At 61.0% G+C, this 17,626-nt stretch carries 13 protein-coding genes and 1 tRNA gene; 8 read left to right on the forward strand and 6 right to left on the reverse strand.

Going from position 1 to position 17,626, the window contains the following annotated elements; all coding sequences use genetic code 11:
• Positions 1-45 precede the first annotated feature (45 nt).
• From HWX44_RS06205 to HWX44_RS06220, 4 genes are all read left to right on the forward strand, one after another.
• Positions 46-2,820 (forward strand): (Fe-S)-binding protein, encoded by a 2,775-nt coding sequence (locus HWX44_RS06205; RefSeq protein WP_175973731.1) that lies wholly within the window; start codon positions 46-48, stop codon positions 2,818-2,820.
• A 69-nt stretch (positions 2,821-2,889) separates the two neighbouring features.
• On the forward strand, positions 2,890-4,119 hold the full coding sequence (locus HWX44_RS06210) for a cation:proton antiporter (RefSeq protein WP_175973733.1): 1,230 nt from the start codon (positions 2,890-2,892) through the stop codon (positions 4,117-4,119).
• Positions 4,120-4,138: 19 nt separating this feature from the next.
• Complete coding sequence (locus HWX44_RS06215; RefSeq protein WP_254868126.1) at positions 4,139-4,750, forward strand: DUF1707 SHOCT-like domain-containing protein; 612 nt, start codon at positions 4,139-4,141, stop codon at positions 4,748-4,750.
• A 10-nt stretch (positions 4,751-4,760) separates the two neighbouring features.
• Positions 4,761-5,984 carry a pyridoxal phosphate-dependent aminotransferase gene (locus tag HWX44_RS06220; RefSeq protein ID WP_175973735.1) on the forward strand — a complete coding sequence of 408 codons (1,224 nt, stop codon included), beginning with the start codon at positions 4,761-4,763 and terminating at the stop codon, positions 5,982-5,984.
• 94 nt (positions 5,985-6,078) lie between these two features.
• On the opposite strand, the gene HWX44_RS06225 is transcribed toward HWX44_RS06220, so the two are convergent.
• Positions 6,079-7,461: an HNH endonuclease signature motif containing protein gene (locus HWX44_RS06225; protein ID WP_175973737.1), complete on the reverse strand. Its 1,383-nt coding sequence runs from the start codon at positions 7,459-7,461 to the stop codon at positions 6,079-6,081.
• Between the two features lie 121 nt (positions 7,462-7,582).
• Here HWX44_RS06225 and HWX44_RS06230 point away from each other — a divergent pair, with 121 nt between their 5' ends.
• Positions 7,583-8,809 (forward strand): YibE/F family protein, encoded by a 1,227-nt coding sequence (locus HWX44_RS06230; protein ID WP_175973739.1) that lies wholly within the window; start codon positions 7,583-7,585, stop codon positions 8,807-8,809.
• On the opposite strand, the gene HWX44_RS06235 is transcribed toward HWX44_RS06230, so the two are convergent.
• Positions 8,739-10,067 carry a UDP-glucose dehydrogenase family protein gene (locus HWX44_RS06235; protein WP_070624243.1) on the reverse strand — a complete coding sequence of 443 codons (1,329 nt, stop codon included), beginning with the start codon at positions 10,065-10,067 and terminating at the stop codon, positions 8,739-8,741. The two genes, HWX44_RS06230 and HWX44_RS06235, sit on opposite strands and share 71 nt — an antisense overlap.
• Positions 10,068-10,127: 60 nt before the next feature.
• On the reverse strand, positions 10,128-10,700 hold the full coding sequence (gene dcd, locus HWX44_RS06240) for a dCTP deaminase (protein ID WP_070523734.1): 573 nt from the start codon (positions 10,698-10,700) through the stop codon (positions 10,128-10,130).
• Between the two features lie 87 nt (positions 10,701-10,787).
• Between dcd and HWX44_RS06245 the strand changes: the two genes are divergently transcribed.
• The 3 genes from HWX44_RS06245 (at position 10,788) to HWX44_RS06255 (ending at position 12,134) form a co-directional block, all read left to right on the forward strand.
• Positions 10,788-10,861 (forward strand) — tRNA-Gly (locus HWX44_RS06245).
• A 47-nt stretch (positions 10,862-10,908) separates the two neighbouring features.
• Positions 10,909-11,097, forward strand: coding sequence for a hypothetical protein (locus HWX44_RS06250; RefSeq protein ID WP_070448130.1), 189 nt, complete (start codon positions 10,909-10,911; stop codon positions 11,095-11,097).
• A gap of 107 nt (positions 11,098-11,204) precedes the next feature.
• Positions 11,205-12,134, forward strand: coding sequence for a class C sortase (locus HWX44_RS06255; protein ID WP_175973741.1), 930 nt, complete (start codon positions 11,205-11,207; stop codon positions 12,132-12,134).
• A gap of 86 nt (positions 12,135-12,220) precedes the next feature.
• On the opposite strand, the gene HWX44_RS06260 is transcribed toward HWX44_RS06255, so the two are convergent.
• Genes HWX44_RS06260 through HWX44_RS06270 form a run of 3 tightly spaced genes read right to left on the reverse strand, consistent with a single transcriptional unit; the run spans position 12,221 to position 17,551 of the window.
• A complete protein-coding gene (locus tag HWX44_RS06260; RefSeq protein ID WP_175973744.1) occupies positions 12,221-15,724 on the reverse strand; it encodes a DUF6923 family protein in 3,504 nt (1,167 codons plus the stop codon).
• Entirely contained in the window at positions 15,724-16,638 is a 915-nt protein-coding gene (locus HWX44_RS06265; RefSeq protein ID WP_175973746.1) for a surface anchored protein, read from the reverse strand. The genes HWX44_RS06260 and HWX44_RS06265 overlap by 1 nt, the downstream gene beginning before the upstream one ends.
• Positions 16,639-16,642: 4 nt before the next feature.
• Positions 16,643-17,551 carry a class C sortase gene (locus HWX44_RS06270; RefSeq protein ID WP_444843287.1) on the reverse strand — a complete coding sequence of 303 codons (909 nt, stop codon included), beginning with the start codon at positions 17,549-17,551 and terminating at the stop codon, positions 16,643-16,645.
• Positions 17,552-17,626: the final 75 nt, after the last annotated feature.

Here is a 17,626-nt window from a genome sequence, read left to right on the forward strand (position 1 = left end):
GATTTAAGGTAGGAGGCACGCACAGCAGCAATTAAAGGAGCGCGCATGTTCGGCTGGGTTGCCATCGCCGCATCGATCCCGGTGTGGCTGTACTTCATCTACCGCCTCACGGCGCTGTTTCGGTTCATCCGCTCCGGCGGGCCCACGCAGCTCAACCGCACCGACCGCCCCCTGGCGCGCCTCGGCCGCGTGCTCATCGAAGTCTTCGGCCATACCCACTTCAAAGGCCGCCCGCTGGTCAATGCCGCGCACTGGCTTGTCATGGTGGGTTTCCTCTTCGGCGCCATCGTGTGGTTCGAGGCCTATATCCAAACCTTTGCGCCCGATAAAGGCTGGCCGTGGCTGGGCGACTGGCCGGTCTACCACTTCATCGAAGAGGTCCTCGCCATCGGCACCGTGCTCGGCATTTGCTTCCTCATTGGCGTGCGCCTGAAACTCGGCCACACCGAGCGCGGCAGCCGCTTCTACAATTCGCAGGTCTTCCCCGCACGCCTGGTGGAGGCCATCGTGCTCCTCGAAGGCCTGGGCATGCTCGCCGTCAAGGCCGCCGCCATCGCCACCTATGGCGGTGGGTCCCCGTGGGCTGATTTCTTGACGATGCATGTGGCGGGGGTGCTGCCGACGTCGCCAAGCATGGTGCAATTCTTTGCCCTGGTGAAGCTGCTGACGGGCCTGGTGTTCATCGCGTGCATCGCGCGCTATTTCCAGTGGGGCGTGATGTGGCACCGTTTCATGGCCTTCTTCAACATCTTCTTCCAGCGCAACGCGGACGGTGAGAAGGCGCTGGGGGCTGTGCCCACGCCGGACCTGGAAAACCTTGAGCCGGGGAGCTGGAAGATGCTTCTCGACGCCTCCTCCTGCACCGAATGCGGCCGCTGCCAGGACCTGTGCCCCGCATGGAACACTGAGAAGCCGCTGAGCCCGAAGAAGCTCATGATGGACCTGCGCCAGGGTGCGCTGGATAATTACAACCCGCACGAGGGGCTCAACGTGCTGGCGATGGCGGGCACGATTGACGATGACGTCCTGTGGTCCTGCACCAACTGCGGTGCGTGCGTGGACCAGTGCCCGGTGGATATCGAGCACATCGACCATGTGGCTGACCTGCGTCGGTTTAAGGTGCTGGCGGAGTCCGACTTCCCGTCGGAGCTGACCGGGCTGTTTAAGAACATGGAGACGAAGGGCAATCCGTGGGGGCGTAACGCCTCGGAGCGGCGCACGTGGATTGATGAGGCGCGCGCCGATGGCATCGAGGTGCCGATTATCGGCGAGGACGCGGAAGATTTTTCGGACCTGGAGTACCTGTTCTGGGTCGGCTGCGCGGGTGCCTACGACGACAAGGGCCGCGCCACGACGCGCGCGGTGGTGGACATGCTGCACACCGCCGGCGTGAAGTTCGGCGTGCTGGCCACGGGCGAAACCTGTACCGGCGACCCGGCACGGCGTGCGGGCAACGAGTTCCTGTTCCAGGTGATGGCGGAGCAGAATGTTGCCACGCTTAACGACGCCTTCCAAGGCGTCCCCAAAGGCCAACGCAAAATCATCACGACGTGCCCGCACTGCTTCAACACGATCCGCAACGAGTATCCCGATTTCGACGGCCACTTTGATGTGCTGCACCACACGCAGCTGCTCAACCGTTTGGTGCGAGAGAAGCTGCTCGTGCCCGTGCCGCGGTCGCCGGAGAACCGCCGACCCGTCACGTATCACGACCCGTGCTTCCTGGGCCGCCACAACAAGGTCTTCGACCCGCCGCGTGAGCTCGTCGAGGCGACCGGTGCTTCGCTGGCGGAGATGGACCACAATCGCGATGAGGCCTTCTGCTGCGGCGCCGGTGGTGCGCGCATGTTCATGGAAGAAAACCAGGGCAAGCGAGTTAACGAGTTCCGCTCGGAGCAGGCCGTGGCGACCGGTGCCGAGCAGATTGCGACGGGCTGCCCATTCTGCAACGTCATGCTGACGGGTGGCGTGAAGGCCATCGCGCCGCAGACACAGGTCAGCGATGTGGCGCTCATGCTTCGCGATGCCATTGCCCCCTCCGGCGACCTTCCCGCCGCGCGCGAGAAGGCCTTCCTCGATACTCCCCGCCGCGAGCCTGTCCCAGAAAAGCCCGCCTCGGAGGAGGCTTCCAGCATCCCGTCCACCGCGCCGCAAGCACCCGCAACGCCAAGCACGCCAAACGCGGTCGCAACGCCAACGCCTCCCGCCGCGCCGAGCGCGCCCGCAGCGCCATCTGCCCCCAGCACGCCGAGCGCACCTACGGCGCCATCCCCTGCGTCCAACGCGCCCCAGGCACCAGCCGCGCCGTCGGCGCCCAGCGCGCCATCTACTGCGGCTTCGCCAACGGCTCCCAGTGCACCGCAGGCCCCAGCTGCGCCGCATGTCGCAGGAGCTCCAACTGCTCCTACGGCGCCGAGTGCTCCCACAGCACCTACGGCACCGTCCGTGCCAGACGCACCCGCAGCTCCATCTGCAAACACTCCGGCACCGAACGCAGCCTCTGTACCGCAGGCACCAGCGAACGCCCCCGCAGCACCCGGTACACCATCGACGCCAAACGCGGCCGCTGTACCGACTGCCCCGGCGGCGCCCAAGGCTGCAACAACGCCAAGCGCTCCCGGTGCACCGGCGGCACCAGCGTCGAGCGTTCCCAGTGCCCCCGCTGTACCAACCGCACCGCAAGCACCCACGGATACTCCTTCGGTGCCGAAGGCACCGCCTGCACCAACAGCACCGAGTGCACCAAACGCGGGCGCCGTGCCGAAGGCTCCGGAGGCGCCAGGCGTGTCGGAAGAGGGGGCGTCGGAAAGCAAAGACTAGTGCGACGTCAACCACAGCAGCGCCGCGTGAGCTAGGCATGCCTGGTTTCGCACAGGTACGCTCTACTCCATGCAATCTGACGTGACCTACGTCCTCGCCTCGGGCGAAAATAATTACACCGACTCGCTGGTGTCCTTCGCATGGATTATGGCGGTGGCGCTGCTGGCGCCGTTGGTGTCCCATGCGCTTGGCAAGAAGATGCCGGCCGTGGCGCTGCTTATTTTCTTCGGCATGCTCATCGGCCCGTCGATGTTGGGCCTGGCCCACGAGGACCCCGGCATCGGGATGCTCAAGGAGCTTGGCGTTGGTGCGCTTTTCCTGCTTGCAGGTTTCGAAATTGACCTCGCCGCCCTGAAATCGAAGGAAGCCGCCACAGGGTTATCCACGTGGCTCATCTGCGTGGTGGCGTGTGGCGTCGGCGCCTACTTCCTCATGGATGACATCCCCGGAGCCATCGTCATGGCTATCGCTTTGACGTCCACCGCCCTAGGCACCATCACGCCGATGCTCAAACAAGACAAACTGCTCGGCACGCGAGTGGGCGATTCCGTGGTCATCCACGGCGCCATCGGTGAAGTTGCGCCAATTACCGCGATGGCGCTCCTTCTGGGAACGCGCTCCACGTGGGCAACGATGCTGATTCTCCTCGCCTTCATCGCGATTGCCGTGGCTGTCGCCGTCATGCCGTTTGCTATAACCACCCTCATGCCGTGGTTCAAGGACGCATTCATCTCCGGGGCGGGCTCCACTAACCAAACCATCATGCGCCTCATCATTTTGATTCTGGCGATTCTCATGGCGGTCACGGCGGTCTTTGAGCTCGATATCGTGCTGGGTGCCTTCGCGGCGGGCATCATCTTGAACCGCATCGTGCCCGACGAGTTCCATAAGGGCTTGGAGAACCGCCTCGACGTGGTGTTTTATTCCATGCTCATCCCCGTCTTCTTCGTGGTCTCTGGCATGGCGATTGACTGGAAAGTCATCGTGGACGAACCCCTCAAGGTCCTCGGCATCCCGCTGCTCATCCTCGTGACCCGCGGCCTGCCGGTGTTCCTGCGCGAAAACCTCCACCAAACCGGCTCCAACGTCGAAACCACACGCGAGCGCATTCAGGTTGCCCTCTATGCGGCGACCGGCCTGCCCATTATCGTGGCCGTCATGACGCTGGCGGTGGATTCCGGCATCGTCGATAGTGAAATGGCCTCCATCTTTATCGCCGGCGGCGCACTCACCGTTGCAATCTTCCCGTTCCTCTCCAGCCTCGTGCGCGGAAAAGAGCCCGCCAAGGCGGAAGAATAGGGCTGCTAGAATATAGGGCGTGACTAATCCCTTCAGCATGCGGCTTTCCGACGCCGAACGGACCGACGCCGTCAACGACCTCGCCCAGGCCTTGGGTGAAGGCCGCCTGACCATGGATGAGTTTGAGGACCGCACCGACGCCGTCATGCGCGCCACTACCCGCCGCGAGCTGGCAGAAGTCTTCATGGATATCCCCACCAAGGCCAGCAGCGAGCTGAAGATTTACTCCCAGGGCGACGTCGCGCGCGCCTACCAGTCAACCCGGAAACCCCGCTTGGCCACCGCATTGGTTGGCTCCCTCGGGCTACTGTTCGGAGCGATCGCATCCTTCGCCACCCTGTCCGGGGCCACCGCCGCACTCACCGGCACCGGCCTGCTTTTCCTCATCCCCGCGTTGTGGATCATGCTGTACGTGGCCAAGGTGGGCCCCGAGTCCTGGCACCAGCCCTCCGCGCGGCAGATTGAGCGCCAGCGCATGCGCGAGCTCAAGGCCGCCGGCGCTGAAGAACGCGCACAGATGCGGGCGTTGGAGCAGGCGCAGTGGGCGGAGAGGCGTCGCCAAGCAAGTGAAATTACGGGAAATGCGATGAATCTGGCCAAACGCAAGCTGGAACAGTGGAACCAGAAGTAACATATCCGGCATGACTCACAACCGGATTTTTGATCAATCCACCAAACTACAGGGCGTTGCCTACGATATTCGCGGCGAGGTTTCCACGGAAGCCGAGCGCATGGAGCTCGACGGGCACAACATTCTGAAGCTCAACACCGGCAACCCAGCGGTGTTTGGTTTCGATGCGCCGGATGTCATCATGCGCGACATGATTGCGGCGCTGCCGACCTCCCAGGGCTACTCCACGTCGAAGGGTATTATCCCGGCGCGGCGCGCGATTGTGACCCGCTATGAGCTGGAGGATTTCCCCAGCTTCGACGTCAATGACGTGTACCTGGGCAACGGCGTCTCCGAGCTGATCTCGATGGTGACGCAGGCGCTGCTTGACGACGGCGACGAGGTTCTCATCCCCGCTCCTGACTACCCGCTGTGGACGGCGGCGACGTCGCTGGCGGGTGGCACACCCGTGCACTATCTGTGCGATGAGGAGGATGATTGGAATCCGTCCATTGAAGATATTCGCGCGAAAGTAACGGAGAAGACCAAGGCCATCGTGGTCATTAATCCGAATAACCCGACGGGTGCCGTGTACTCGCGTGAGACCCTGCAGAAAATCGTGGATGTAGCGCGCGAGTATAACCTGCTGATTCTGGCGGATGAGATTTATGACCGCATTCTTTATGACGGCGCGAAGCACATTTCGATTGCCTCGCTGGCGCCGGACTTGCTGACGATCACGTTTAATGGCCTGTCGAAGGCCTACCGCGTGGCCGGCTACCGCGCCGGTTGGATGGTGCTGACGGGCCCGAAGTCCCATGCGCGTGGCTTCATCGAGGGCTTAGACTTGCTGGCGGGCACGCGCCTGTGCCCGAACGTGCCGGCACAGCACGCGATTCAGGTCGCACTTGGTGGGCGTCAGTCCATTTATGAGCTCACCGGCCAGGGCGGGCGCTTGCTCAAGCAGCGCAATATTGCCTACGAGAAGCTCAACGAGATCCCTGGCGTATCCGTAGTGAAGCCGATGGGCGCGCTGTATTGCTTCCCGCGCTTGGACCCAGAGGTCTATGAGATTCACGATGACTCGAAGCTCATGCTCGACATCCTGCGCGCCGAGAAAATCCTCATGGTGCAAGGCACCGGCTTTAACTGGCCCACGCCGGATCATTTCCGCGTGGTCACGCTGCCGTGGGCCTCGCAGCTGGAGAACGCGATTGAGCGACTCGGCAACTTCCTGGTGAGCTACCGCCAGTAGCACAGCCGATACCTGAACTTCGCGCGATAGGGCCCACGGCGCAAAGAAAGCACAATACAAACGTGCATGCAGAATCCCTCACCGGCCGGTGTTATCAGTCCGGCGGGGCGGGGCTTCCCGGCTCGGAACGTGTGGATGTCCGTGATTCGGCCGGCTTTGCGGTCTGGGCGCGACGGCTTGTGCTAGGGCTCGCAACGGTGCTTACTGTTTCTTGACGGTTTTCGCGGATGCGCTGGGCGCGCGGCGCGCGGTGCGGATGCGCCGGTTCCCGCGGATCGCGGGGCCCAGCCGGCACCCATTTAATTTTGCCGTCTTCGCGCACGATGCGGCCCCGACCCGGCAAGCCATTGATGGCGTTGTGGTACTTGCACAGCGGGGTGAGGTTTTCGGGGTTCGTTTCGCCGCCTTTTCGCCATTCTGTGATGTGGTGTATCTGAGAGTAATCGGCGCCGCACAGGCACCGGTCCCAGGCACAGGTAGGTTGCTCACCGCTGGCCATGATGCGCTGCTTTTCCGAGGCAACGCGCTGGGTGCGGTGGAGTTCCACGGGGCCTTTGACACGGTCGACAAGCATGACGAGGCCTTCTTCGGCGAGCTCCCGCTCGATGAGCTCTTGGCCGGTGATTTTCGCGCCGTTGGAAAGCTGAATCACGATATCCCCGAGGTCCGGCGCCGCGGGGTCGCCGGCCGCTGTGCTGTCACGGCCGGATGTCTCATCGATGGCAGGCTCGTCAGAAACATTAGACGGTGATGCGGCGGCGGACTCGGTGGGAGGCATGGCACCCGTGGAGTCGGGGCGCAGGGTAGATGTGGTGGCGGGCTGGGTAGGAGGCGTGCCGTCAGCAGCGGGCGCGGCGGAGTCGGGGGGCGGGGGGGAGGGGTCACCTAAACGGCCCAAGATTATGGCGTACTCGGGGAGCTCCATGACGGCGAGGGTCTGGGCCACGGGGCGGGCGAGGCGGCCCTCACGAAACGCGGCGGTAAAGGAACCCACCGGATCCTCCTCATCGATATTGGGGCGCAGGTCCTCGATGAGCGCGGCCGGGGCCGTGAGCGTGAGCTTCGACAGCTCCTTGCCACGGCGAATTGTCACGCCCGGCTTCGGCGCGGGCGGCGGGCTGAGCTCACGAATGCGCTTGCGCGCATAGCGGGCCACGGCCTTTTCATCCCCCGCGATGCCGCACAACTCAATGCGCAGATCCCACGCCTCACGCTGCTTCTTCAACCTTCCCGCGAAGCGCTCAATGAGCAGCAGCGTGGGCAGGTCGTGCCCATTAGCGCGGGCAGCCGAAACGGCACGCGCCTGTTTGCGGGTGAAGGAGGTGGGGGCAAAGTAGACGTCGAAAAGCGCCAGCAAGGAACGCACCACAGACTCCGGACCCCACGCCCGCAGCTGCTCGAAGCTCAGCCCCGCAACGCCGGCGACGAGCTCAATGCCCGCCGCCTGGCTGCGAAGATGCGCTTCCACAAGGTTCATGCCAGCAACGCTAAACGCCCCACCCACACCACACAATGGCACCACCGCCAGCCTGTGGATAACTTGTTGATCGCGTCAGCAATACTTTTCTTTATTATGAAACTCATTCACAATAGTAGGCATGACTAACCTCAGCCCGTGGCGCACGGGGCTCCTCGGACTTCTTGCCATCACGGCCCTCGCAACCCTCGCGGGACTGTTCATCCTCCGCCCCACCAGCGCGCTCACCGAGCACACCAGCCCGGACTTTTCCACCACCTACGCCCTCAACCATCCACAGGTCGAAGGCACCGTGGAGACCGTGGATAACCACCTATGCTCCGACCCCCACACGGGCCGCGCCTTCGATGAGGCCCCGCTCATCCCCGCCGAGGGCGACGACACCTCCTGCACCCGCGCCCTCATTGACCTGACCTCCGGCGCAGACGCAGGCCGCAAAACGCAGATCGTATTCTATGGCGTGGCGAGTGACCCGACCCTCCACCCCGGTGACGAGGTAATTCTGACCGTCTCCAGCGACGGCACCTATGCCTTCGCCGATTTCCAGCGCGCCGGCAACCTTGGCTTGTGGGCGGTTATCGCCGCCGTCATCATCATCGCCTTCGCCGCCTGGCATGGGCTGCGCGCGCTGCTGGGCCTGGGTATCAGTTTGGCCATCGTGTTCTTCTACCTCATCCCCTCCCTCATCGAGGGCCATTCGGCGCTGCCGCTGGCGCTCATTACCTGCGCGGCCATCCTTTTCCTCGCCGTTCCTCTCGTGCACGGCGTGAACTGGAAATCAGCCTCCGCCCTGGGCGGCGCATTGGTGGCGCTAGCGATTTCGGGGGCGTTGGGGTGGGCGTCGATAAGCAGCACGGCGCTGACGGGTTCAAGCTCGGAGGATAACCTCAAGCTGCTGCTCTACATGCCGGGGGTTTCCGTCGTGGGCGTGCTGCTGTGTGGGTTCATCATCGGTGCGCTCGGCAGCCTTAACGATATCGCGGTGGCGCAGGCCTCCACCGTGCGCGAGCTGCACGCCGCCGATCCGACGGTGGGGCCCGGCACGCTCTTTACCTCAGCCATGAAGGTGGGCCGCGACCATATCGCCTCCATGGTGTACACCATCGTGCTGACCTATACCGGCGCGGCCCTTCCCCTGCTCATGCTCATCACGGCGGCGCAGCGCCCAGCCCTGCAGATCCTCTCCAGCGACCTCGTCGCCACGGAGGTTCTGCGCTCCCTGCTGGGCGCGATGGCCTTGACACTCGCGGTGCCGCTGACCACCGTGATTGCGGCGTTTACTGTGCCGGAAGGACGCGACCAAGCGCCTCGACGGTCCAGCCCGCGGCACGCCAAGCATCGACGCTGAGCACGTTGCGGCCGTCGATAATGTGGCGGCGGGCCACGAGTGCACCAGCCTCAGCCGGGTCGAGGTCGCGAAATTCCTGCCACTCGGTGGCGAGGATGACCAGCTCGGTGTCCTTGAGTGCCGCGCTTGCCGACGCCGCGTAGTTCAACGTCGGGAATACCTTCTTGGCATTCTCCATGCCCTCCGGGTCGTAGACCGTGACGGCGGCACCGGCCAGGGAGAGCGAACCGGCCACGGAGAGCGCCGGCGAATCGCGGACGTCATCGGAGTTGGGCTTGAAAGCGCAGCCCAGAACGGTGACGCGGTGGCCGAGGAGGGATCCGTCGAAAGCCTGCTTGGCCAAGTCCACGACGCGATCGCGGCGGCGCATGTTGATGGCGTCGACCTCACGGAGGAAGGTCAGAGCCTGGTCCGCACCCAGCTCGCCGGCGCGCGCCATGAAGGCGCGGATATCCTTGGGCAGGCAGCCGCCGCCGAAGCCCAAGCCCGCACCGAGGAATTTGCGGCCGATGCGTTCGTCGTAGCCGATGGCGTCGGCAAGCTTGACCACGTCCGCACCGGCAATCTCGCAAATTTCAGAGACCGCGTTGATGAAGGAAATCTTGGTGGCCAAAAAGGCGTTGGCGGAGACTTTCACCAGTTCCGCGGTCTGCAGGTCGGTCACGATGAACGGGGTGTTCTGCGCCAGCGGCTTGGCATAGACCTCGCGGGCAACCTCTTCGGCACGACTCTCGGCGAATTCGCCGACGCCGAGGACGATGCGGTCCGGGGTGATGGTGTCCTTGACGGCGTAGCCCTCGCGCAGGAACTCCGGGTTCCACGCAATCTCCACGCTGGTGCCCTCCGGGGCAAGCTCATTGGCCATCTGCTGCAGCTCCGCTGCGGTGCCCACCGGGACGGTGGACTTACCGAAGATGATGTGCTCGCCCTTCAAGCGCGGCACGAGTTCCGAAATGACGGACTTCACGTAGGTCAGGTCCGCCGCATAGGAGCCGTGTGCCTGCGGGGTTCCTACGCCGAGGAAGTGCAGGTTGGCGAATTCCGCGGCGTCGTCATAGCTGGTGGAAAAACCCAGGCGGCCAGACTCGATGTTGCGCTCGAGCACCTCCGGAAGGCCGGGCTCGTAGAACGGCACGCGGCCATTCTTGAGGGCTTCAATCTTGTTTTCATCAACATCTACACCGAGTACCTCGTGGCCGAGCTCCGCCATACAGGCGGCGTGAGTCGCACCTAGGTAGCCGGTACCAATAACAGTCATACGCATAACCGGCTATTTTAGGCGCTGCGCTACCGTCTCGCCCGGCGAGATGCGGATTGTTTAGCGGAAGTTTAGATAGGACTTCGACGGTGTAGGCCCGCGCTGACCCTGATACTTCGACCCCAACGCGCCGGAGCCATACGGGGCCTGCGCCGGCGAGGACATCTGGAAGATGGCCAGCTGGCCCACCTTCATCCCCGGCCACAAGGTAATGGGCAAGTTCGCGGTGTTAGACAGCTCGAGCGTGATGTGTCCGGAGAAACCCGGATCAATGAATCCGGCCGTGGAGTGCGTCAGCAGGCCCAAGCGCCCCAGGGAGGACTTGCCCTCCAAGCGGCCTGCAAGGTTGGCCGGCAGGGTGAACTTCTCCAGCGTTGCACCGAGCACAAATTCACCCGGATGCAGCACGAAGGCATCGCCCTCAGCCACCTCCACCTCGCTGGTGAGGTCCGGCATCTCCTGCTTGGGGTCGATGTGCGTGTAGCGCGAGTTATTAAACACGCGGAAGAACTTGTCTAGGCGCACATCGATGGAGGAAGGCTGGACCATCTCTGCGTCATAAGGCTCAATACCCAAGGCATCAGGCCCCTCTGAGTCGATGGCGGCACGAATATCACGATCGGAAAGAAGCACGGCACACAGTCTACCTCCCCACTGGGCCTTTTATGGCCTCGGGCGGCGGCGGTGCTAAGCTTTACGACGATGCACATTCTGCATTGCGCCGACGTAGTTTAATGGTAGAACTGCAGCTTCCCAAGCTGCTGGCGCGGGTTCGATTCCCGTCGTCGGCTCCACGTATTTTCCCAGTTCATGGACTAATTTCATACCTACAGGATGGACCATGACAGCCCCTATCTTCACGCCCAAAACCACAGCGGAGCTTCGCGCTGAACGTGAGCATGTACTTCAAGATCTTGCGCCCCGCACAATCGATGAGCTCCGCGAACAGCGCGCGGTTGATCAAATTTTAGCCATCGACGAGGCCACTCTGAATCGGTATGAAGCCCTGTGCTTCGTTATCGGCGACTAGACAGACACGTTTTCTCTCAGAGCTACATCGTCCCTAGCCTGAGATTCAAAAATTACCCCCACGTCAATACCAGGGCGTGCGGTAGCAAACCCCACAGGCAGGACACAATGGGCAAGCACGAACCAGCGGAAATCAGCGACGCACCCAAGAAGAAGGGCGTCAACCCCAACGCCATCATTGCGTTAATTCTGATCCTCGTCGGTCTCGGTGTCTTGCTCTACCCCGTCGTGGCCACGCAGTGGAACAACCACACCCAATCCCGCGCCGCCGAGGAATACGCCAAGCTGGAGAAGCAAGCCCCGCCAGAAGTACTGCACACCGCCTGGGAGGAGGCACAGGCCTACAACGCCCAGCTGGGCCAAATCAGTGTGGAAGACGCTTGGACCACCACCGATGACGAGAACTCTCCCGAGTACCAGCGCTACCGCCAATACCTGTCTGTGCTGTCGGAGACCGATGCCATGGGTCGCATCGTCATCCCCTCTATTGATTCCGATCTGCCCATTTATCACGGCACCTCAGAAAAAGCACTCTCCCGCGGCGCTGGCCACCTCTACGGCACGGACCTACCTGTCGGTGGCGTGGGGAACGGCGAGGGCAGGCACGCAGCGCTCTCTGCTCACACGGGTCTACAGAATGCCACGCTGTGGGACAACCTCACCAAGGTCAAGAAGGGCGATGCTTTCTACATCGCCGCCGGCGGCGAGAAGCTCAAGTACGAGGTGCACGATATTCGGGTTGTCGAGCCTGCGGACACCAGCTCGCTCCACCGTGAGCCAGGCCAGGACCTCGTTACGCTCATTACCTGCACCCCCTACGGTGTTAATACCCACCGCTTGCTCGTCACCGGCCACCAAGTGCCGATGGATCCGGAAGATGAGGCTGCGTTCAACAGCTCGGGTGTTCACTGGCAGTGGTGGATGTGGGTCATTCTGGCAGCCGCTGTCATCATCGTGCTTCTGCTCATCTACTGGTGGCGCAAATATGTCAGCCACGCCAAGGACGCCGCGCTTGACGACGACCCGCAAGATTCCTAGCCGCTGATGAAAATGCATCAAGGCCCGCTCTTCCTTTTGTTATTGGAAGAGCGGGCCTTTTCTAGGAGTAGCCGCAGGCGCTGGTTCTATACTCGGCGACGTCGCAAAGCAAAGCACCCTGCCGCGATAATCACGGCACCAGCGAGAGCCCACAGGCCCACGCCCTCACCACCGGTCTTGGGCAGTGCACCCTTGGTGATGTCAGCGACCTGAAGGACGCCGATCTTCTTCACACAGTTGGCAGCGGTGTCAGACTCAGCGCACCTATTACTGGTGATCGCGGTCCCCCCGGAGAGCACCTTGATGACTGCATTGCCATTCTGATCCCACTCCGTCGAGAACTTGATCGGCGCGGGCAGCAGATTATAGCCGTTCGGCGCCTTCGTCTCGATGAGGTAATAAACGCCAGGGGCATCCAAGCCTTCGAGCTTGACGCGGCCTGTGGTGGTGGTCGTGGACTGCTTCACCACGGGGTTAGCATCAGCGTTGACGCTGCCATCCGCGTTTAGCTTCAGGTTGCCGTTAGCATCACTGCGGTGGACGGTGAACTGCGCGCCGCCAAGTAACCCGTCGGTTTGGATCTCGTCCGGGTTGTCCGCGTTATAGCTCGCCTTTTCGAGCAGGACGTCCATCGTTTCCTTGGTCTCCAGCGGGATACAGTCAGTATCCTTCCAGCCGCCCATTTCTGCCTCATTCATGAGGCCAAATTTAGGCTCGTACAGGCCACCCTTGGTGTAGCAGCGGGTGTTTCCTGAAGGTTGGCTCGGGTAGCCGGCGGGTACAGAGGTGCTGTCCAGTTTTGAACGATCCAGCTTGAAGCGCACCGTTACCTCGTAGACGTGCTGCCCAGTGCTTCCGTCAACACCCTTGGGTTTAATGATCTTCGGAGTGTCATTCTTGTTGAGCTCAAAGGGGCCGGCACCTTGGTACGCACGCGGCTGGCTGGTCTTGTTGAACTCGTCCTTGAAGATCACAGTGGCCCCAGTAACCGTGGCAGCACCAACAAACCTCGGGGTGTCCGTGAGCTTGCCGTAGATCACGTCGTTGGTGTCGAAGCCAGGTGCGTCCGGTGCCTCAACTACGACGTTGTACTTCGCGGTATATTCATTCGCTGCACCAGGAACAGGTTGCGGTGTGCTGTCGACGGCAACCTTATTGAAACAGGCTTCAGTAGCGACGTTGTCATCTTCAGCCGGGCTAGACTCCCCGTCCGTAGCCTGGAAAGCAACCTTGTTCGGACTACATACCGTCTTGAGGTTCCCGTATTCATCTGTTCGCACCGGCGCAGAGACGACATACTCTACCTTCGCGTGCCCTGGAAGAGTACCAACATAGCCCATCATGTATCGGGACTCACCGTCCGCTCCGGATGGGACAATCATGCCTGCATAAATACCAGTTCCCGGCGCAATCTGATCAGGCCCGGGCTTTTGACCGTTGACCTCGGTAGATCCTGCTCCAAATCCCTCGAATTTCGCAGTGGGACCGGAAGCGTTCACTCCATAGTGAGTATCCGTTGGTAGGTATTCCCAGAATGTGCCGCCCGAACTGGTGTTATCCGTGGTGTTTTCCACGGAGATGGTCCAGAAAGTACGCACCTCGCCGTTTACCACCTTGGTCTCCGAGCGTTGCTTCTTCACCGCAATGTTTGATTGCAGCCCTGGCGGTGGCGGAACTAGGTCGGAGGCCGCGTCCGTGTTAAATGAAGCAGGCAGGTTGTTCATTATGTTGACCAGCTCGAACTTCGGGCTATCATCATCTGGGTTGGTGATCTTTAGCTCAAAGCCCAGCTGATTCGCATTCGCACTACCCGAGCCAAAGCCCAGGTTTCCATTGGAGTAGGTCCACGCCTTGCCCCAAGAAGCAGAGGGGTTCGAGATCGTGCGCCCATCGAAGGTCTTGATGCCGGTGAGATCCCAGGTCCTGATGTCGCCGGTCTGTGTGTCAATGCGTTCAAGGATAAGCTTGTCGCCTGCCTGAGCCTTACTCTGGAAACCCCACATATACTTCTGGGCCTGCGGGAGCACCGCCCAGTCCTCCGAGTAGGACTTCTGGCTTCCTAGCACGCGTTGAGCCGTGACTTTGTCGACGTCGACCTTATAAAGGTGACGGCTACCAGAAGTGGACGTGTTGGCCACAAAGAATCCCTCGCTGGTGTACACGCCAGCGTTGAGGACATCCCGGTCGCCGCTCGTTTCAAACGGGGTACCGGTACTTCCGGCCTTTAAAATAGGCCCAAGATTATATACTTCACCGGTTGCCGGATTGATCTGAAGGAGATTTCCTGCCGGGTAGCAAGGATCACCATTTCGGCCGCGACTCTGGCTCACCGCATAGAGCCAGTTATCACTCGAATCAAAGGCTAGAGCATTGTACACCCAGGGAGTGGACTCTCCCACCTGGCGAAAGTCTCGGCCTTGGTTGACTTGACGGCTCAGAATGGAAGTGTCTCGGCGAAGATCCTTAGGTTCACTGGTTACAACGTAGACAGGGCTACCGTCGGCAAATTCAGCTGGGGTGAGATCGCGCTTTGGCTGTCTGCTTGTAACCGGATCTTGGCACTCCTCTTTCGCAGGAACGGTGAAGGAAGCTGTAAACACTGTATCGGCTGGCCCGCGGTGAACACCCTTAAACTGAATCTGTGCGGTGCCACCAATAGTAATCTGCGGCAGGATGACTTGGTATTCCTTGGCGCTAATCCTTTTGTAGGTCACCTTCGCCTCATACCAACCTCCGTTGGCACCGGTGTAATAGATCGTCAGGTCATCAGGGTTAGTCGATAAATAACTGTTAACGCTGGATTTGAGGGTAACCACCGTGCCTTGCGGAATGGACAGCTGGCCGCCAAAAAGCTCACCGGCCGGAATCTTAAAGTTCGGGATATAGCGGGTTCCCTTGAGCACGTAACCATCGTTTTGCATCGTGATGGTTCGGTCGCCTGCAGCGTACGGGGTAATGTTCGGTGCTGCCATCAGGCGAGCTGGAGCCTCGTCAACGTCAGCAATTTCCAGCGGCTCAGTCACTTCCGAAGGAGCTTCTGGGGTTTCGCTGGATTCCGTTGAAGACGTGCTGGGCGTCTCCTCGGCTACTCCCCGCGCATCGACGGACATCCCACTAAATTCGGAATCCTCTGCGACCGCTGGGAACTTCAATGAGAAAGCTGCTCCTGCTGGCACGTCAGTAGAAAGGCCAGTGATTCGGAAAGTCACTGAAGAGCTGGTTGATTTTACAACGAGGTTGTCTCCTTCGCGGACGGGGATCTCTTCGCCGTCGATAGTCAGCGTGTAGGCCGAGCCTTCGAACTCCAGTCCTGCAGTCTCAACAGTGAACTCCAACTCATCCACGGTTCCGGCGTCAACAAAGTGGCCTTCAAATGTTGCGGAGTCGCCAGCAGTCAGGCTTTGTTGGTCGGCAGAATAGAGCTCGGTGCGCAGGGCCGTGGTTTGTGCTTCGGCGACAGCGCCAATGATGCCGGGCAGAGCAGCCGGTGCAGCAACGCTAAAAATGAGGGCCAGCGCCGCAATGAACGCCGCTAAAACCCGCCAGCGGTACACTACCCGCTCGGCCGAGTGAGTATCTGTCCAGGACATTAGCGTCCCTCGCTTTCTGAATTCTTCCTGCGACTAGAGGCAATCATCACAAAACCAGTGGCAATCAACGCCAACGCTGCGGCCACCACACCGAGTATTTCTGCGCCGGTCATTGCCAATGAGCCACCATTCCCTTGCGAATGGTTCGGGGAATCTGGAGTTGTGGTTGTACCAGATTCCGGGTTGTTAGGTGGCGTTGCCCCAGGCTCGTGCGGTGTCTCTCCTGGCTTCGTCGGTGGTACCGGGGGAATCAACGGTGGGAACACCGGTGGAAACTTCGGCGTTGTCCGCGGGGTACTCGGGGTTGTCGATGGAGTATTCGGAGTTGTCGGTGAAGTTGTCGGGGCCGTTGGAGTCGTCGGCGGCGTCGGTGTTTCACCCGGTTTGTGGGTCTTAGCCACGATTACTCCTGGTACCGGATTCGGGTTATCTACCACCGTGTGGAATGGAACCGCCACCACAAACGGGTTGATCTCCCGATAGGAATCATCCGGGGCCGAAGATGTCACCACATAGAAGCCATGAGCTAGACCATCAAACGTCACCTCTCCGTTGACGTTGGTGATCTGCTCTACGTGCACATCGGTGCGCCAATCACGAACCTCGTCGAGATTCGCGTTCCGTACGCGAGCTGCGTCGTCAGCGTTGGTCGGGTCCAAACCGGCAAGCCGGTCCAGATGAATTGTGACACCTTGGATTTTTCCCGAGGGTGCCTGACCATCGTCGTTGGGATTGCCTTGTGTCAGCCGAATTGTCACTGTATCCGTAGCCATAGTGCGTTCCGCACCAGTGGACTGCTGCCCGGCAACCTGCACCGCTTCTGCAGCAACCATGCCCGGCCCTGCGAACGCAATCGCACACGCTACTCCGACGGCAGCCACTCGGGCCGACCACGCATTTGTCAACCTCTTCATCGCCTTACTCCCGCACGCTACTTTCCTCACTAATAACTTCTTGTGCTCCAGCAACCGTCTTCTGGCGTCGCAGCCACCACACCAGCCAACACCCAATGACAATCACCGCAGCCAACAGCGCGTACATCCACCACTGCCAGCCCGGTCCGTGGGAGGCGTCGAACACCGACTCCTCTCCCGGCTCCAAAGGAACCTGATGACCACGCACCAACAAGCGGTGCGTATTGATCCCGTACGGGGTGCACGTAATCAGCGTGACGTAGTCCTGATCGGCGACTGGACGCAGACTATCCACTTCACTTGGCAGCACCACTTGAATGTCGTCTACGACATACTTCAACTTGTGGCCAGCCACCTGGATGTAGAACACATCCCCCTCAGAAGCAGAGTCGAGATGATCAAACATCGTCGAATTCGCCAGGCCGGTGTGCCCTGTAATGACGGAATGGGTTCCTGATCCGCCTACCGGCAAATCAGAGCCATACAAATGCCCCAGGCCCCGCTGCAGTGTCTTATCCGCGGTGCCATGAAACACCGGCAGATCGACGTCTATTGCTGGGAATACAAGGCGGGCCATCGCTTCGGTCTCACCCAACTGATTCAGATAAGCCTCATAATCGGGATTATCTACCCCGATACGGTTCAGCCACGGATCCAGAATCGGACCCGAAGTCTGCTCCTCGTTGTACGCATGCGCAGCATCCCATACGGAGTCTTGCACCTGCGCTGGTGTCTCTTTATCCAGTCGCGCATATTCCTGCGCTATCCGTGAGGCATTCCAATTGTTCCATGCGGTCGAGACCACTGGGTACAGCATCACCAACAACCCGATGACAACGACTATCACCGGAAGGACTAGACCTCCACGGCGCCTGTGCCGCCGGCTCGAATCTTGGTCTAACACCGAAGTCAACGACCCGCACCACCCAAATCAATGCCCCACGCGCAAACACCGCGCGACCGGGATAACAACGAGAGAGAAAGAAGG

Source organism: Corynebacterium sp. Marseille-Q2823, from assembly GCF_903645345.1.
Classification (GTDB): Bacteria; Actinomycetota; Actinomycetes; order Mycobacteriales; family Mycobacteriaceae; genus Corynebacterium; species Corynebacterium hiratae.